Origin of the sequence: Ochrobactrum sp. BTU2, assembly GCF_024539785.1 — a bacterium.
Taxonomy (GTDB): Bacteria; Pseudomonadota; Alphaproteobacteria; order Rhizobiales; family Rhizobiaceae; genus Brucella; species Brucella anthropi.
In genome coordinates, this window is record NZ_JAHWRG010000003.1 from 46,147 (window position 1) to 62,891 (window position 16,745).

The following is a 16,745-nucleotide window of genomic DNA, read 5'->3' on the forward strand; positions in this document are numbered from 1 at the left end:
TCACCCCTGAAATGCGTCGAGAATGAGCTTCAAAAGACGCCCGAACTTGTGTCGATTGAGCTGGCGCCCAGCAATGTCAGTATCCACGCGATGCACGATCACCATGTCAAGGGCAGGCAAGACAACGCAGAAATGGCCACCTGCACCGAAGCCTGCATAGCTGCCTTTCGGTGTCACCACACCGGGGAAGAACACACCGTCTCGCTCCAGCCACCACATATAGCCATAAGCGCCACGTGCACCAGCATGAGAGTAAGGCATCACACATTCCTGCGCCCACCCATCAGGTAGAACGGATGCACCATTCCAGCGGCCATTGCGCAGATAAAGCTGGCCGAAGCGGGCCAGATCACGTGTGGACAGACGGAACGGGTAGGCGGCGTGCCGGCTTTCCGTAAAGCGATCATGCCAGCCATCCGGCTTGTCACCATCCAGTCTGAAATCTTCAAGCCCGAGCGGTTTTGCGATACGCTCATCGAAAGCTTGGGGTACGGTCTTGCTGGTCAACTGCTCGAAAATAGTGCCGAGCACATTGAAATCCCAGTTGTTGTAACACCAGAAGGTACCCGGCGCATGGGAGTGGCGCTTTTCCTTGATCATCCGCATCCATGGCGTCTCGTAGCCCGCGGGATGATAGACGCCGGAACGCGCGGTCAGGAGATCATAAACCGTCGCCTGCTTCTCGACTTCACTCAAGCCTTCATTGTCATCAATACCTAGCTGTTCCAGCGTCAGGCTAAGATCAATGGTGCCATCGACCACATCCTGCCCCATCAGTGCGGCAAGGATGCTCTTGCGAATGGAATGGCAGAGATATTTGTGTGTGATGTCACCATATGTGTGAACGATCTTGTTACCTTGGACGATTATCAACGCATCGGTTTCCTGTTGGTACGCGCAAGTATCAACAGCACGAAGTCCAGCTTCCGACCAACCCGCCGCGGCAGGACTCTTCAAACGTTCCCATTCCTGTCCCGGATTAGCCGCCGAATGATAGTTCATACCCGTATTTCCCCAGCCTGATTATGTGCGACGGCTTCCACGCTGGCCTGCAGGAATTCCTGCGTATATTCAGCCTTGGCACGCAAATGACGAAGATCGTCTGCCGTCAGTTCTTCCAGAATGATGCCCTTGTGCATGACCCCGACACGCTCGCAGATATGCGCCACTACGGCGAGGTCGTGCGAAACCATGAGATAGGTGAGATTGCGCTCGCGGCGCAGTACCTTGAGCAGATTGAGAATTTCCGCCTGCACGGAAACATCAAGCGCGGATGTCGGTTCATCGAGAAGCAGCACATCCGGCTCGATGATAAGCGCACGCGCTATTGCGACGCGCTGACGCTGACCACCGGACAATTCATGCGGATAGCGATAAAGGAAACTTGGGCCGAGACCGACCGCTTGCAATACGTCACGAATACGCTCGTCTTTGCGATCCATGTCGTGAATGGCAAGCGATTCCGCCAACACCTTGTGCACCTGCTTGCGCGGGTGCAGCGAAGCATAGGGGTCCTGAAACACCATCTGCACACGACGGAAAAACGCTTTGTCGCGCTCGCCGCCCATCTTCTGTTCATCAAAAACGAAGTTGCCTTGATGGTGCGGGATGAGGCCTGCGAGAGCGCGCAGGATCGTGGATTTGCCACAACCGGATTCACCGATCAGGCCATAGGCCGCGCCGCGCTCGATATGAAACTTTACCTTCCTGACGACAGTGGCGCGCTTGCGCCCTTTGCCGAAGCTGATGGAAAGGTCCGAGACATCCACAAATGGAGAGTTGGCGGCATGTGTCATGAGTTTTCTCCCACCAGCGTCGGCTCGGTGAGCCAGCTTTTGTCGCGTTCGGGCACCTTCAGCATATCGACCGGCTGATCCAGCCGAGGAAGACTTGCCAGAAGCGCCTGAGTGTAGGGATGACGCGCCTTGTGCAGGTCCTTGGCCGGCAGATCTTCCATGATGCGCCCCGCATACATAACCAGTACCCGGTCGCAGAAGTCCGCCACCAGGTTGAGGTCATGGCTGATGAACATCAACCCAGTGCCTGAACGGCTGACCAATTCATCGAGCACAGTCAAAACCTGACGCCGCACAGTCACGTCGAGCGCGGAGGTCGGTTCGTCAGCAATAATCATGTCCGGTTCAGGGATCAGCATCATGGCGATCATCACACGCTGGCCCATGCCACCGGAAATCTCATGCGGGAACAGACGCATGACACGCTCGGGATCGCGTATATGCACGGCCTCCAGCATGGCAATTGTCTTCTGTCGTGCCGCCGCCGATTTCACCCGATGGTGTAGCCGATAGGCCTCCATGATTTGATCACCGATACGGATCAGCGGGTTGAGCGAATATTTCGGGTCCTGAAGGATCATCGAAATGCGGTTGCCACGTACACCGCGCATCTGACGTTCGCTGGCCGACAGCAGGTCTATCTCACCGAAACGCAGGCTCTTGGCGCGGATTTGTGCCGCCTTTGGTGTCAGCTTGAGGATCGAGCGCCCAGTCATCGATTTGCCGGAGCCGGATTCGCCTACAATGCCAACCTTTTCACGACCAATGGAAAAACTGATACCACGAACGACATCGATATTGCGGTCAACGCCGGGAAACGACACCCACAGATCGTCAACTTCAAGCAATGGTTTTGTCATCGATCTTATCCGTTTCTGGGGTCGAGAACGTCGCGCAAACCGTCGCCGAACAAGTTGAAGGCGAGGCTCGCGATCAAGATTGCAGTGCCGGGTACAGCAGCAAGCCACCACGAGGTCATCATGAATTCGCGACCACTGGAAAGCATCGCGCCCCATTCCGGGCTTGGCGGCTGTGCGCCAAGACCGAGAAAGCCAAGGCCGGCGGCCGTCAGAATGATCGAAGACATGTTGAGCGTAATGCGGATCACCACCGACGGAATGCACATCGGCACGACATGTTTCGTAATTACCCGCATCGTGGAAGCCCCCTGCAGACGAATGGCGGCCACATAGTCAGACGAGCGGATGGTCAGTGTTTCGGCACGTGCAAGACGGGCTATCGGTGGCCATGCGGCGAGCGAAATGGCGATAACGGCATTTTCGATGCCTGGCCCAAGCGCTGCAGCAAAGGACAGCGCGAGCACGAGACTAGGAAAAGCAAGAAAGATATCGACAATACGCATCAGTGCCGTATCAACCCAGCCGCCCATATAGCCTGCGGTGGTGCCAACGACGAGACCAATAGGCGCAGCGATGACAGCAGTCAGCGTCACGATGTAAAGCGTGATGCGCGAGCCATAGACAAGGCGGCTGAAAATATCGCGCCCCAGTTCGTCCGTACCAAAGAAATGCCCCCATGACGGTGGTTGAAGCCGGTTAGCGAGATTGTTGGCACCAATGTCGTGCGTCGCGATGAGAGGCGCAAAAATAGCTACCAGTACCAAAAGCACGATTACGGCCAGACCGAACACGGCGGACGTATTGGCCATCAGCTTGAACCAGGAACGGCGTAACTGCTGGATATTGGCCTGAAAGGCAGAAGTAGGCACGGGGGCAGTCAGCCAACCCCGCAGAGAATTGGAAGTTTGGGCCGACGATGTGCTGGTGTGGGTGTTCATCGGCAGTGTCCTATCGTGTGCGAGGATCAAAAACGCGATACAGAAGATCGCTGATCAGGTTGATACCAACAAACAGGATGCCGACAATCAGCGTGCAGCCGACCACCGCGTTCATGTCACCCGCCAGAAGCGCATTGGTGAGATAGCGCCCAAAGCCCGGCCATGCGAACACCGTTTCGGTCAGCACCGCACCTTCCAGCAGGAACGCATAGGACAACGCCACCACCGTCACGACCTGAACCGCAACATTGCGGAATGCATGACCCCAAACGGTACGCGCCCAGGACAACCCCTTGACGCGCGCAGTGATAATATATTCCTGATTGAGCTGCTCGATCATGAAGCCACGCGTCATGCGGCTGATGTAAGCCATTGAGCCAAACGCGAGGATCAGGGCCGGCATGATGATATGGCTTATAGCGTTCCAAAATGCATCCCACTGCCCCTGCATTGCGCTGTCGAGAAGCAAGAAGCCGGTCGTCGGTTCGACGGAATATTCGTAGATGAAGTCGATCCGCCCCGGCCCACCGATCCAACCCAACGTGGCATAGAAGATCAGCAGTGCCATCAGACCGAGCCAGAAGTTCGGCGTAGAATAGCCAAGCAAACTGACCATACGCACGACATGGTCCAGCGGCGAATTGCGATACATGGCAGAGAAAACACCAAGCGGAATACCAAGCGTGGTGCCGATGACGATAGCCACGGTCGCCAGTTCGATGGTGGCTGGGAAGACGCGTGCAATATCTTCCAGTACCGGACGACCGGAAGTCAGCGCGTTGCCAAAATCGAACATAAGCGCATTCTTGAGGTATAGGCCGTATTGCACGATCAACGGCTGGTCGAGACCCAACTTACGATACATCGTGTCATAGGCTTCTTGGGAAACATTGTCCCCCAGCATGGCAATAACCGGATCGAGCGGCAAAAGGCGGCTGATGAAAAAGGTCAGTGTGACCAATCCCAGAAGCGTAATCGCCACTGAAATGATCAGGCGCACTGTGGCGGCGAGAAACTGAAGCACCGGACCGGCTTCCCTGTCGCGGTCCACCTCCTCCACGTCGTCCATGATTTCGTGCGTCGTCATCTGCAAATTCCCGAAAGAGAAAAACGGGATGCCGGGCCAGGATCGCACTGCGAGCCACAAGCGGTCACACGGTCATCCATCGAAGCGAAGAACGCCCGGCGACTGTGAGGAAGCCACCGGGAACGCTATTCTCGCTATTTCGCGGCCAGATCGTAGTAGACGCGGAAGCCGTTCCAGCTCCAGTTCTTCATAGCCTTGTTAACGCCAGCGACATTATAGATCTGGAAAATGAAGGCGTGCGGCCCCTTCTCCATCATCTCCTTCTGCAGATCGATATACATCTGTTTGCGTTTGGCCTCGTCCTTCTCGAACAAAGCCGTGTCGACCTCCTTGTTGACCGCTTCATTGAAATAGCTCGCGCGCCAGCTCGGATACATGGTCTGCTTGGCCTCAGCCCGGTTATCAGGATTGAAAATCTGACGCGAAGCATTGCCATGCGCGTCCGGAACGGTGGTCTGCCAGCCCATCAGCGACGTCTGGAACTCACGACCGCGAATGCGGCTGAACAATTGCGCGTTGGCCATGCGTTCGATCTTGATCTTCACGCCGACCTTGGCGGCGGCATCCTGAATGCTCTGGGCAATCGGAGCCGCATAAGGCGCAGTACTGATAAACATCGTCGTCTCGAAGCCCTTCTCGTAACCGGCTTCCTTCAGCAGTTCACGAGCCTTTTCCACATCGAGTTTGAAGGGCTGCCCTTCCTTCTCATCCAGTGCACCGAAAGCACCTAACTGCACGAAGCTCGCACGCGGCACGCCGACATTGTTGATGACCGTCTTGCCGAGGCCCTCGTAATCAATGAGATAGCGCATTGCGAGGCGCACCTTTTCATTGGCGAAGATCGGATCGGCATTGTTGAAATTCCAATAGAACAGCGAAGGCTTTAGCGAGCGTGAAGCGGTCACCTTATCCTGGGCTTCGAGATCGCGCAGGTCCTCCGGCGTCAGATCGCGAGCAATGTCTATGTCACCTTTTTCAAGCAGAAGCCGTTGAGTTCCCGCTTCTGAAACATGGCGGATCAGTACCTGTTTGAGCTTCGGCGCTTCTCCCCAGTAATTGTCGGTCGCCTGAAGGATAACCACTTCGGCGGGGTTCCACCGCATCAACTTGTAGGGGCCGACGCATTCTGACCGAGTGGCCAGATATTTGTTGCCCATGTCATTATCGACCTGGTTCTCCATCAACACCTTCTGATTAAGAAGGCTGGCAACCCGGTTGGCAGCGATCGCTGCCAGAATGAGGTTGACCGGATAAGGCTTGTCCAGCTTGAAAACGACCGTGTCGTCGTCAGGTGCCAAGATGGTATGGTCCACATTGTCCTTGGTGAAACCATATTCTGTCAACGTCGCGGCATTGCCAAAACCCAGCTTGACTGCGCGCTGGAGCGACCAGGCCATATCGCCCGCCGTCGCCTTGTCGCCATTGTCAAACTTCAGGTCATCGCGCATGTGGAACGTGATCTGCAGACCGTCCTGCGAGACGTCCCAGCTTTTGGCGAGTTGCGGCACGATCTTGGTCTCGTCAGTCGGATCGAAATCAACCATGGGGTCGCAGATATTCTGGATGATCTCGTTGGTAGCCGCCTCACCGATCTGTGCTGGGTCAAAAGTGCTGATAGCGTCGATGTTCCACGCCATGACAAGCGCGTTCGGTGGCGACGCGGCCTCAGCAGGGAACGTCGCAGCACTCATACCGGCGACAAGTGCGAGTGCTGTGGTACGGCGCAAGATGGTTGTCTTTTGTTTTTGCATTATTATCCCCTTTTATGGTTGAGCATTTTCGAAAGGTGCCGCGCGAGCCCGCGTGGCACGAAATGCAATTATTCAGCCAGTCAGTCTGCTGGACGCGGTTGGAGCGGCGGATTGACGTCTGACGGGATCGGGCAGGTATAGGGCGTCTTTGCCGTACGAGCCTTGTGATCAGCCTTGGCGTCGTTCAGGGTTTTCTCGTTCTGAAGAACATCAAGCGCAGTGCCCGCCATCACCTTGGCGGCGTAGACCATGCCCTTATGCGCGGCTGGCATCTTGCCTTGTGCGGTGATCTGCCACGAATGACCGGGCGAGCCGATCGCATGTGTTGCCACGCGAGCCTGAACGGTCGGGACGACCCAGCTTACATCGCCCAGATCAGTGGAACCGATCATCGGCACACCCTTCTGTTCGCGCGGCAAGACGTAGTTGCATAGCGGCTCGTTTTCCGCCAATGGCTGGCCGACGCGCAGATAATCGGTTTCAATGTCTTCCTTCGAAAGTGTTGCCTGAATCTTGGCTGCGAAGGCACGATCCACATCGTCAAACGGCACACCGCCCAGACGTTCCATGTTCGAATGCATCGCGATTTCCAGCGGCGTATTACCGAGCAGGTTCGACACCGCGCTCATAATGGAGATGTTGACGGTCGTTTCCGTCATCATCGCAGCGCCTTCTGCAACCTTCTTCACCCGGTCGTTGAGAGCGAACATACCCGGAAGATCGGTTGCCCGGATGGCGTAGCGCACCTTGGCTTTGGCTTGAACGACATTCGGCGCGATACCGCCCGCATTGAGATAGGCATAGTGAAGACGGCAATCAGAAGGGATGTGTTCACGCAAATAATTGCAACCGACGCTCATCAGCTCCACCGCATCCAGAGCCGAGCGCCCCAGATGCGGTGCCGCGGCGGCGTGGGAGGCCCGTCCGGTAAACTCGAAATCCATGCGCGTATTGGCGAGCGACTGCGCGTCGTCTACCTGGGTGAACGAAGCCGGATGCCAGCAGATGGCAATGTCGACATCATCGAAAGCGCCAGCACGCGCCATGAACGACTTCGCCGCCCCACCTTCTTCCGCCGGACAACCGTAATAGCGTACACGTCCCTTCTTGCCGGTCTGTTCCAGCCAGTCCTTAACCGCCGTCGCAGCCAAAATGGCGGCGGAACCCAGAAGATTGTGGCCGCAACCATGGCCATGTCCCGTACCAGGGATCGGACGGGGTTCCGCAATACCCGCTTCCTGGCTGAGGCCCGGAAGGGCATCGTATTCACCCAAGATTGCGATGACCGGTCCACCATCCCCGGCTTCACCCATCACGGCGGTGGGAATGCCCGCTACGTTCTCGGCAATACGAAACCCCTGTTCCTTCAACATTGCAGTATGCTCGGCACAGGACTTATATTCGGTATAAGCGATCTCCGGCATGCCCCAGACGCGGTCACTCAAGGCTTCAAAATCAGCCTTCTTCGCGTCCACCAGATCCCAGATATCTTCACCATTCTTCACGGTGTTCTCTCCCAACAATGCTCTTAAAGATTCTCGTCAATGAAACGGGCCAGCGCGCCAAACACGCGGCGCCGATTTTCGATACGCGCGAAGCCATGGCCCTCATGCGGTACACGCAGATATTCGATCGGTTTGCCGAGGCCGCGCAGGCACGAATAAACCATCTCGCTTTCGCACGGCGTGACACGCGGGTCTTCCAGACCATGCGCGATCATCAATGGCGCGGCGATATTGCCTATGCGATTGATGGGCGAGAACCGCTCCAGCTCATCCCGCATGGTTTCGGCATCACCATATTCGATGGCGCGCAGTTCCTTGCGCCACGGTCCCGTTGTCTGCAGCAGAGTGAGAAAATTGGCGATCCCGTAATATTCGACACCAAGCTTCCACAGGTCGGGATATTCCGTCATGGCCGAGAGGACCATGAATCCGCCATAAGACCGGCCAAACACGCCAATACGGCTTTCATCCACATCACCGCGTGTCGCGACCGCCATGCGCACCGCTTTGAGATCGGCGACGCTGTCCATGCGTAGTTCACGATCGTCGAGATGCTGGTAGTCGCGGCCATAACCGGTGCTGCCGCGAATATTCGGCGCGATGACCATGATGCCCCGTGCCAGCATGTACTGGATGTCCGCCCGGAAATCCGGTTTCCACTGGGCTTCAGGACCGCCATGCACAATGATCATAACTGGATAACCATCACGACCCGGTGCACGCTCCGGCTTGTAGACGAAATATGGAACGTCCAGACCGTCGAAACTTGCAACGCTCGTTACCGTTGGTTCCAGAAAGGCCGGCAATTTCACCTTGGCTTTCGGCGCATCTGTCAGGCGTGTAAAAACACGGCTTTCAACATCGCAGCGCCAGATATCGCCCGACGTCGCTGCACCTTCCACAGGCATGATCAACGACATGCCATCGGGCGTCCATGCAATCGAAGCAACGACCCCGACAACCGGCATCTCTAGCTGTTTCAGCACCGCTCCGTCGCGACCGATCAGAACCAAATCATTCCAGCCCTGACGGTTCAGGACGAGTGCTATCCTGTTTTGATCAGGTGAGATTGCGAGCGCTTCAACATCCTGCCCTTCAAAAGCGGCGAGTTCGGTCAGCGATGCCGCGTTATGCGGCTTGACCATGACCGAGAGATACTCGCGTTCCTGATCGGCAATCAACAGAATACCGGAGCCATCCTTGAAGAATTTCGGTGCCTGATAGTGCGCCCGGCCTTCATGCGGCAGAATGTTTTCATAGGCACCTGTTTCGAGGTCGAGGCGGCAGAAGTCCTGATCCGTCATGGCACGCTGGCAATCATTGACCAGAAGCGACTTGCCATCGGGCGCAAAAGCTGCCGGGCTGCGCCAGCCGATACCCTCGTAGACGCATTTCGTCTCGCCCGTTGCAACGGTCATCACATGAATATCCATGTGCGAACGGTCGCGATAATTAGCGCTATAGGCGATCTGGGTGCCATCCGGCGACCAGCAGCCCCAGGCGTGCACCACCGTAGTATCGGTGGTGAGGAGGCGCGGCTCACCTTCGGCGTCTTCGATCAGCCACAGCTGGTGACGTTCGTCGCCACCCCAGTCTGTGGTGATCAGCAGATCACGGTTCTTGGGATTGAAGGCAAGATTGCCGACCGGTTCCGGCAGATTGGTGAGCTGGCGTGGCTTGCCACCTGCAAGCGAGCGCGCCCAAACCTGTGCCGTACCGCTTTCATCGCTGAGATAGACCAGAAGTTCACCGTCCGGCGACACGGCGGGCTTCACCGCCTTGCAGATATCGACGTAGTGCGTCATCGAAAGCGATGTATCGGCGGTCCTTGTATCGAACATCGAATTGTCCTCAATTCCAAACATTGATGAACTGGGTTACACCAACTGCCGCGCCAGCCGGGCAGATGCAGCTGCCAGCGCATCGGCCATTGGGCCGATCGTCGACTGGTGATTGGCAAGTGTGACGACGGTGAATCCGGCCTCCGGCCAGGCTTCCTTGAGTTTCCAGGCCGTCATCATCGGCGTCACCGTATCGTATCGCGCCTGCACAATTTCGGCCGGCAGGTGACGAATACGATCAATACTCCCGATGAGATAATTCTCCGGCAAGAAAGCGCGGTTGATGCAATAGTGGGTAAAAATGCGTGATACGGCCAAGGCCGCTTCCGGCTTCAGAAGTTCGGAGACGTGGTTCGTGTCCGGTTCGAAGGTCTGCGTGCGCGCCGAAAATCCGCGCAGGCTCTGGGCCGCCGCCTGCTCTTGTACCGGATCACCAGACGTTAGCCGCGTATAGTAGGCGGCGAGCAGGTCGGCGCGCTCACTTTCCTGTACGAATTCGGCGAATTCCTGCCAGTGATCCGGGAAAATGGCACGGCAGCCATGGAACCACCAGTCAACATCCTCCTGCCCGCCCAGAAATATTCCGTGCAGCCGAAACCCGAGACAGTGCTGCGGATGCACTATTCCATAGGCAAGCGAAAGACATGATCCCCAAGAGCCTCCGGCCACAAGCCAGCGCTTGATACCCAGTTTTTTGCGCAGGGTCTCCATGTCCGCGATCAGATGCTGTGTGGTGTTTTCAGCAATTTCCGCGATAGGGGTGGAACGGCCCGCACCGCGTTGATCGAAGGTAATGACACGATAAGTGTTGAGATCGAAACTGGCAATCTGCTTGGCCGAGACACCCGCACCGGGACCGCCATGTAGAAAGACAGCTGGGATCCCTTTTGGATTGCCATATTCCAAAACGGAAAGTTCATGCAGGTCACTGACCGGCAAGCGAAACTCCTGCACTGGTTGCGCAAGACTTGCCGCTCCACTGGCACCGCTTTGCGGCTCCATATTGTTGAATAGCTGCGCCTTTTCGTCAGAAGGGTAAATCTTCCCCTCCAGAACGCGCTTGGCTTCCGTCATTCATTTCCCCATTTTCGCGCTCGTTTGAAAGGCGCACCAGTCATCGTTACCCGAAGCCAATCTTCTTGCTTTTTCAGAAGCTTGAAGAAAAGCCGAGGAGTAATCTCCCTTGACTGTCAATTTTGTTATTTGAAATTTATAGGCAGCAAATTTAGGCTTTGGCCAATGCAATTTTAGACTTGCCATTCCAACTTGGAATAGAGAAGCTGACGCTTGTTGAACAAGCCCTGTTAAAAACAGGCGAGCGCTTCGACCCTATCTATATATACCCGTATTTATCTCCCCGTCCAAACCGCACCATGCACGATACATGCCTGGGCTGTTGAACGGCAGGCTGACATTGCCTTTGCGATCCACCGCAACAAGACCGCCAGAGCCACCGATTTCACCCAGCTCGCGGACAACCGCGCCAGCCGCCTCATTGAGCGATTGCCCTGCCCAGCGCATCCGTGCATCCACTTCGTGACCCACCGCCCAGCGAATGAAATATTCTCCGTGACCTGTGGCGGAAAGCGCTACCGTCTCGTCATCCGCCCAGGTTCCAGCACCGATGACCGGGCTGTCACCAACGCGTCCCGGTGTCTTGGCGGTCATGCCGCCCGTGGATGTAGCTGCCGCCAGATGACCGAAACGATCCAGTGCAACTGCTCCGACAGTGCCGTGTTTGCGGGCAGGATCGCCATCGTCGGCGGCACCACTGCGACGACGTGCCATTTCGTCGTGCAAGGCCTTGCGACGCTGTTCCGTCGAGAACCATTCCGGCGCCATCATTTCCAGACCGGCAGCTTCGCAAAATCGCTTTGCCCCTTCGCCTGCGAAAAATACGTGTTCGGTCTGCTCCATGACTGCACGTGCCGCCAGAACAGGATTGCGTGGCCCGCAAATTCCGGAGATGGCACCGCATGCGCGCGTTGCACCATCCATGATAGCCGCATCCATCTCATGCGTTTCATCCGTCGTGAAAACGGCTCCATGCCCGGCGTTGAAAAGCGGATTTTCTTCCAGGGCAATCACAGATGCCGTCACGGCATCGAGTGCTTTGCCGCCTTTACGCAAAACATCCAGTCCAGCCTGCAGGCATTCCCGCAGGCCGGCATGATAGGCTGCTTCCTTCTCTGGCGTCATATTGGCTTTAAGAATGGTCCCAGCGCCGCCATGCAACGCGATGACAGGTACAAATTCGGGCATCTTCATTAACTCGCTGTTGACGTCGCTATTGCGGATCGGAATTATGCGAAGAAGTACGCAAACTATCGAAATGTATCAGCTGGTTTTGATTGGTTCGTTTCGTTTTGTGTATTTTCGAGCTCTCTCGGAAGAGGCAAACTTGAGCAGCGCAGGTGCATCTCGCGAACGAACACTTTTCGCCGCTTCTCGTCATTCTCCTTTATTGCCGCCGCTATACCCAGCCCATACGGGCCGATGAGAAGTCCGGGAGCCAGGTCGGAAACCTTCTTTTCTCTCGCCTCATAATTCGCGGCCTCGGCACGAATTTCTTCGCACTGCGGCGACTGCCATTTGGGATCCTGAATTGAAAGCGAGGACGCATAATTCTGCGGCGATGTCGTGCATCCAACCAAAGTCATTGACAGCAGGCCAGCAATCCCTGCCCCTAAACGTTCGAATACCATTTCATTCCGTTTCTTTATGCGACAGGCTTCACGTGCGATGCCACCGCTTAATCTGAAATATTGCTATTGCCTGCAAGTATTGCATCCGCAGCCAATCCACCTGCCATGCGGTATTCATCCGACCATTCTTCATCATCAAATACGCAAAGCGCAATTGTCGCACATCGCTGCCTCTCCCTCAGGATAGCAAGTGCAATTATATCAATGGGTGCAACTTTTTCGTTCGTTTCTGAGACTTCGAGCCACAAATTTCTGGCCGCATCTTCAATATCACGGGGAAATTCCATGCCGTTTGCCTCTTCACGTGGTTCAATGCGCAAAAATTTCGGCTCGTCGAATCGCAAGCTGTTACCCGCCATTTCTATCGTTTCACAATTCAATATAGCAGGCACTTCTCAACAATGCCGCATTGAACGAAACTTTCGTTCGACAGCACCCGTTAACGGAAAACATTGATCTGCACGGATATAAAACGCTGAGGGCTACATTTAGCAATGGGCGAGGCAGAGCTTGAAGCCGGACTTATTCTTTAAAATCATACTGGCTTTATGCGCAGTTTTCCTTGTGACTGCCGTGATTATCAGACTTTATCACGAGTACCACGACATTGATCCGACCTGGGGCAACATACGTTCGGGCGTCTACCCAGGTTGGGATACATCAGAGAACTAATTTCCTGAAGTTTCAGAAAATCTGTTTGCCTTGTAAGTCAGGCTTCCCGACTCAGCAGCCTCCACGTCAATTCGGATATTCCTGATTTCGATAGATTGTTGCTCGACCGGAAAATCGACTGTTTGTCCCGTATCCGGGTTTTGCAGATCAGTCGCGGTATAACCGCGAATCTCGAAACGCATTCTGCCATCGGCGACGCCCAAATAAACGATGTCAAAAATCGTGCCGGACGCGATAGGATCATACTCATCAGGATTTGGTATCTCCAACCCTTTGGCATAATCGCGCGGGGGGACAACGGGATCGCCACTCAGAACGAACTGGGTCTGACCAAAGGTGTCGGTTGCCGGTGCAGAATGATGCGATGTCTCTTCAGTCCCTGCCGACACCTCAGCACCTGCTGCCTGTTGCGCGTGCAAGTCCGCTGGAAAACTCAGAATACAAGATATGGCCGAGAATATTACAAGCCATCGAGTTGTATTCGAACGTTTACCCATCGGCTGCTCCTTTTCCTGAATCGTAAATCAACGGCGTTGTTTTGACCGAAACGCAACGCGCAAGCAATCCTGCATATCAGGTGCTGTTCCTGTTGAAGGCATAGCAGTAACTGTCACGATTTTATGACTGCAATCGCAGATGCCTTCGGTTAGGGTCAGCGCGGGAAGATTATCTTCTGAAACCTCAATAGAGAGGCATGGCATGACGGTTGAAACCAGGTCCGTTCGCATTATTCGGACAGTTGTTGAAACACTGCGCCCACAGTTCAATGTGGAGTTATGGGACGGCACGCGCATCGGTGCATTCGATGGCCCATCATTGGTAATCAACGATCCGACAATCGTTCGACAGCTTCTCCTCAAGCCCAACTATGATTCTCTGATCGATATCTGGACATCCGGTCGTGTGGATATCAGCAATGGTACGATCTTCGACCTCGCAAATGCCAAAACCGATGGAAGTGTGAAGAACAGGCTGAAAGAGCTGCCAAAATGGCAACTACTCAAGGATCTTCCGGCTCTTCTGCTCGCTGGCAAAACCGATGCGCGCGAGGTTCTTGACGGCAAGGAGCCTTTCGTCAGTGGGTCGAGCAAGGAGGCAATTACCCATCATTACGATGTGTCCAACGAGTTCTATCGCTTATTCCTCGATGAGCGAATGGTTTACACATGCGGCTACTTCACGGACTGGGCCAATGATATCGATCAGGCCCAGAAGGACAAGCTGGAACTCATCTGCCGAAAACTACGATTGAAACCAGGTGACCGTCTTCTGGATATCGGTTGCGGTTGGGGTGCCCTCCTGATCTATGCAGTGCAAAACTTTGGCGTCATCGGAACCGGCGTTTCATTGTCGGAGGCACAAACGGCACTTGCCCGAGAGAGGATCAAGCAGGCAGGTCTCGAAGACAGGATCACCATCCACGTCAAATCCTATGCAGAGCTTGACGGGCAGTTCGACAAAATTTCGTCTGTTGGAATGTTCGAGCATGTTGGTATCGCCAATTACGACAGCTATTTCAATGCCGTGAACCGGCTTCTGCGCCCCGGTGGGCTTTACATGCACCACGCAATCACACGGCGCATGAAGAAGGACAAGAAATCCTTCAACCGCAAAAGTGCAGAGCATAAGGCGCTTGTGAAGTATATTTTCCCCGGTGGGGAACTCGATCATCTTGGAATGACGATAGAAAACCTCGAAGGACACGGGTTCGAAGTCCACGACGTCGAAAATCTGCGCGAACATTATGGCCGCACCTGCCGGTTATGGTGCGAACGACTTTATTCCAATTTCGACAAGGCCGTTGCCGAAATCGGTTATCCAAAAGCGCGTCTCTGGTTGCTCTATCTTGCGGGATGTTCACTGGCATTTGAGAGAGGCACCGTCCAGATTAACCAGACCGTGGCTTCAAAACGCAAACGCGGCATTTCCGCTGTGCCGCAGACGAGAGCGGATATTTATACCAGTTTCGGCGAGCCAAGAGGTGGGTAAAGCAGCTTGGGCAATTCCCACCTGATGACTCACGATTGACTAAACGGTCTCCGCTAACTGGACGCTTTGTACCGGTTTAGCCTGTATCTGGCGCCATAGAGGCGTCATTGCAGCTGTGATGTCTCCATAAAGCGCGTAACGGCGATTATAGTGTCCATCCAGCGCGGCGTTCGGCTTGTAATGCCGATCGGCGCGCACCATGGCATTGGCACCTTCTGTGAAATCGAAGAACAGCCCAACACCGGTCCCCGCCGCAATGGCTGCGCCAAGTGCGCCTGTTTCTCGTGAGACGGCAACAGAAACTGGCACGCCGAGTACATCGGCAAATATCTGGGGCCATAAACGGCTGCGTGAGCCGCCACCGGAAAGCACAGCCTCCTCGAAGGTCGCGCCTGCTTTTCGGATGGTTTCCACATGCTGGCGATGACCGAAGGCAACGCCTTCAAGCAAAGCGCGTATCAGATGCCCCTTCGTATGCCAGCCCGCGATACCGTAAAACCCTGCGCGGGCGTGGCCGTTCTGCTGCGCTCCGTAGAGATAAGGGTGGTAAAGCGGATCATCACTTGCAGGTTCGATGGCTGCGGCGAGACTGCAACAAACATCAAATGGCGAGACATCAGCATGATGGTCTCCTTCGAAAAATTCCCGCACCAGCCATTCAAGATTCGCCGCAGAGGTAGCGCTGTTTTCCATCGCCATGTAACGGCTGCGATCAAAAGTAGAGGTCATGAAGACCGGCCCCTTGAGATCAGGGCCGTCGACAATAATCTGGTTGATGCTCCACGTACCCGCAATGATCGATGCACTTCCTGTGCGTGAGACACCAGAACCTAGCGCCGAAGCTACGACATCGAAGAGACCTCCAACAACGGGTGTACCCGCCGCAAGCCCGGTCTCCCGCGCCACAGCCTCGGTTACATTACCTGCAATATTGTCGCTTTCGATGAGCGGTGGCAGGATATCCATACAGTCGCCCAAACCGTAAGCTTCCATCAAAGCACTGTCGTAACGGCGCGTTGCAAGATCGAGCAAGCCTGCCCCCGACATGTCGGAAACTTCGCTGAAACGTTTGCCCGTCAAGCGATTGACCACGAAGTCCTTGGAGAAAAATACCGTGCCAATCTGGTCAAACAGTTCAGGCTGGTAGCGCTTCAGCCAGGCAAGCAGCGTCGGGGTTTGGGAGGGCCATGGACGCTGGCGTGCTATCGGATAGGTCTTTGCGCCCACCCCTTTTGCCGTCCACTCTTCAACGAGACCGGTCGCGCGGGTGTCGAGCGACTGGATGCCTATGAGAGGATCTCCCTCCCGGTCGAGCGCGTAGAGCCCGTTGCCGTGTCCGGCACAGCCTATAGCGGCAATATCACTCGCCGCTATCCCCGCCTTATCGAGGCAAGCCCGAATAACCCTCTTGGCGTTGGACCAGAGCTCGCCAAGGTCACGCTCGACGTGACCGGGATGCGGCATGCGGCTACGTCCTTCTTCACCTGCATGGGCGAGCTCCCGTCCCGAAAGATCAAAAACCACCGCCTTGATGACAGTGTTGCCCGCATCGAGCCCCAACAGATATTTTTGCATGAAGAACCCCTCCCAAGGTCCAACCA

15 protein-coding genes are annotated in these 16,745 nt (G+C 55.4%); 1 reads left to right on the forward strand and 14 read right to left on the reverse strand.

Annotated elements, in window-relative coordinates:
- The 13 genes from KWJ32_RS09290 to KWJ32_RS09350 form a co-directional block, all read right to left on the reverse strand.
- On the reverse strand, nucleotides 1-1,002 hold the full coding sequence (locus tag KWJ32_RS09290; RefSeq protein ID WP_012092538.1) for a serine hydrolase: 1,002 nt from the start codon (nucleotides 1,000-1,002) through the stop codon (nucleotides 1-3).
- Nucleotides 999-1,796, reverse strand: coding sequence for an ABC transporter ATP-binding protein (locus KWJ32_RS09295; RefSeq protein WP_012092537.1), 798 nt, complete (start codon nucleotides 1,794-1,796; stop codon nucleotides 999-1,001). Before KWJ32_RS09295 ends, KWJ32_RS09290 begins: the two co-directional genes overlap by 4 nt.
- Nucleotides 1,793-2,656 (reverse strand): ABC transporter ATP-binding protein, encoded by an 864-nt coding sequence (locus KWJ32_RS09300; RefSeq protein ID WP_012092536.1) that lies wholly within the window; start codon nucleotides 2,654-2,656, stop codon nucleotides 1,793-1,795. Before KWJ32_RS09300 ends, KWJ32_RS09295 begins: the two co-directional genes overlap by 4 nt.
- A 5-nt stretch (nucleotides 2,657-2,661) precedes the next feature.
- A complete protein-coding gene (gene nikC / locus KWJ32_RS09305) occupies nucleotides 2,662-3,594 on the reverse strand; it encodes a nickel transporter permease (protein WP_012092535.1) in 933 nt (310 codons plus the stop codon).
- 10 nt (nucleotides 3,595-3,604) lie between these two features.
- A complete protein-coding gene (locus tag KWJ32_RS09310) occupies nucleotides 3,605-4,663 on the reverse strand; it encodes an ABC transporter permease (protein ID WP_049768450.1) in 1,059 nt (352 codons plus the stop codon).
- Between the two features lie 152 nt (nucleotides 4,664-4,815).
- Nucleotides 4,816-6,432, reverse strand: a complete 1,617-nt coding sequence (locus KWJ32_RS09315) for an ABC transporter substrate-binding protein (RefSeq protein WP_125335712.1) — start codon at nucleotides 6,430-6,432, stop codon at nucleotides 4,816-4,818.
- A gap of 80 nt (nucleotides 6,433-6,512) precedes the next feature.
- Nucleotides 6,513-7,937, reverse strand: a complete 1,425-nt coding sequence (locus tag KWJ32_RS09320; protein WP_012092532.1) for a M20 family metallopeptidase — start codon at nucleotides 7,935-7,937, stop codon at nucleotides 6,513-6,515.
- A gap of 23 nt (nucleotides 7,938-7,960) precedes the next feature.
- The gene (locus tag KWJ32_RS09325) at nucleotides 7,961-9,778 is read right to left on the reverse strand and encodes a S9 family peptidase (RefSeq protein ID WP_125335710.1); all 1,818 of its coding nucleotides are present in this window, start codon (nucleotides 9,776-9,778) and stop codon (nucleotides 7,961-7,963) included.
- A 36-nt stretch (nucleotides 9,779-9,814) separates the two neighbouring features.
- A complete protein-coding gene (gene pip / locus KWJ32_RS09330; RefSeq protein ID WP_012092530.1) occupies nucleotides 9,815-10,852 on the reverse strand; it encodes a prolyl aminopeptidase in 1,038 nt (345 codons plus the stop codon).
- A 255-nt stretch (nucleotides 10,853-11,107) separates the two neighbouring features.
- Nucleotides 11,108-12,040 (reverse strand): isoaspartyl peptidase/L-asparaginase, encoded by a 933-nt coding sequence (locus tag KWJ32_RS09335; RefSeq protein WP_040128753.1) that lies wholly within the window; start codon nucleotides 12,038-12,040, stop codon nucleotides 11,108-11,110.
- Nucleotides 12,041-12,102: 62 nt separating this feature from the next.
- A complete protein-coding gene (locus tag KWJ32_RS09340; RefSeq protein WP_010661047.1) occupies nucleotides 12,103-12,483 on the reverse strand; it encodes a hypothetical protein in 381 nt (126 codons plus the stop codon).
- Nucleotides 12,484-12,530: 47 nt separating this feature from the next.
- Nucleotides 12,531-12,842, reverse strand: a complete 312-nt coding sequence (locus KWJ32_RS09345; protein ID WP_231771515.1) for a hypothetical protein — start codon at nucleotides 12,840-12,842, stop codon at nucleotides 12,531-12,533.
- A 309-nt stretch (nucleotides 12,843-13,151) separates the two neighbouring features.
- A complete protein-coding gene (locus KWJ32_RS09350) occupies nucleotides 13,152-13,652 on the reverse strand; it encodes a hypothetical protein (protein WP_012092527.1) in 501 nt (166 codons plus the stop codon).
- 202 nt (nucleotides 13,653-13,854) lie between these two features.
- Between KWJ32_RS09350 and KWJ32_RS09355 the strand changes: the two genes are divergently transcribed.
- Entirely contained in the window at nucleotides 13,855-15,144 is a 1,290-nt protein-coding gene (locus tag KWJ32_RS09355; RefSeq protein ID WP_012092526.1) for a cyclopropane-fatty-acyl-phospholipid synthase family protein, read from the forward strand.
- Nucleotides 15,145-15,183: 39 nt separating this feature from the next.
- Here KWJ32_RS09355 and KWJ32_RS09360 read toward each other — a convergent pair whose 3' ends face one another.
- On the reverse strand, nucleotides 15,184-16,719 hold the full coding sequence (locus tag KWJ32_RS09360) for an FGGY-family carbohydrate kinase (RefSeq protein WP_012092525.1): 1,536 nt from the start codon (nucleotides 16,717-16,719) through the stop codon (nucleotides 15,184-15,186).
- Nucleotides 16,720-16,745 lie beyond the last annotated feature (26 nt).

Bases quoted from the DNA above. Each gene is read 5' to 3' on its own strand.
- KWJ32_RS09290 (WP_012092538.1), bottom strand. From the start codon at position 1,002: ATGAACTATCATTCGGCGGCTAATCCGGGACAGGAATGGGAACGTTTG.
- KWJ32_RS09295 (WP_012092537.1), bottom strand. From the start codon at position 1,796: ATGACACATGCCGCCAACTCTCCATTTGTGGATGTCTCGGACCTTTCC.
- KWJ32_RS09300 (WP_012092536.1), bottom strand. From the start codon at position 2,656: ATGACAAAACCATTGCTTGAAGTTGACGATCTGTGGGTGTCGTTTCCC.
- nikC (WP_012092535.1), bottom strand. From the start codon at position 3,594: ATGAACACCCACACCAGCACATCGTCGGCCCAAACTTCCAATTCTCTG.
- KWJ32_RS09310 (WP_049768450.1), bottom strand. From the start codon at position 4,663: ATGGACGACGTGGAGGAGGTGGACCGCGACAGGGAAGCCGGTCCGGTG.
- KWJ32_RS09315 (WP_125335712.1), bottom strand. From the start codon at position 6,432: ATGCAAAAACAAAAGACAACCATCTTGCGCCGTACCACAGCACTCGCA.
- KWJ32_RS09325 (WP_125335710.1), bottom strand. From the start codon at position 9,778: ATGTTCGATACAAGGACCGCCGATACATCGCTTTCGATGACGCACTAC.
- pip (WP_012092530.1), bottom strand. From the start codon at position 10,852: ATGACGGAAGCCAAGCGCGTTCTGGAGGGGAAGATTTACCCTTCTGAC.
- KWJ32_RS09335 (WP_040128753.1), bottom strand. From the start codon at position 12,040: ATGCCCGAATTTGTACCTGTCATCGCGTTGCATGGCGGCGCTGGGACC.
- KWJ32_RS09340 (WP_010661047.1), bottom strand. From the start codon at position 12,483: ATGGTATTCGAACGTTTAGGGGCAGGGATTGCTGGCCTGCTGTCAATG.
- KWJ32_RS09345 (WP_231771515.1), bottom strand. From the start codon at position 12,842: ATGGCGGGTAACAGCTTGCGATTCGACGAGCCGAAATTTTTGCGCATT.
- KWJ32_RS09350 (WP_012092527.1), bottom strand. From the start codon at position 13,652: ATGGGTAAACGTTCGAATACAACTCGATGGCTTGTAATATTCTCGGCC.
- KWJ32_RS09355 (WP_012092526.1), top strand. From the start codon at position 13,855: ATGACGGTTGAAACCAGGTCCGTTCGCATTATTCGGACAGTTGTTGAA.
- KWJ32_RS09360 (WP_012092525.1), bottom strand. From the start codon at position 16,719: ATGCAAAAATATCTGTTGGGGCTCGATGCGGGCAACACTGTCATCAAG.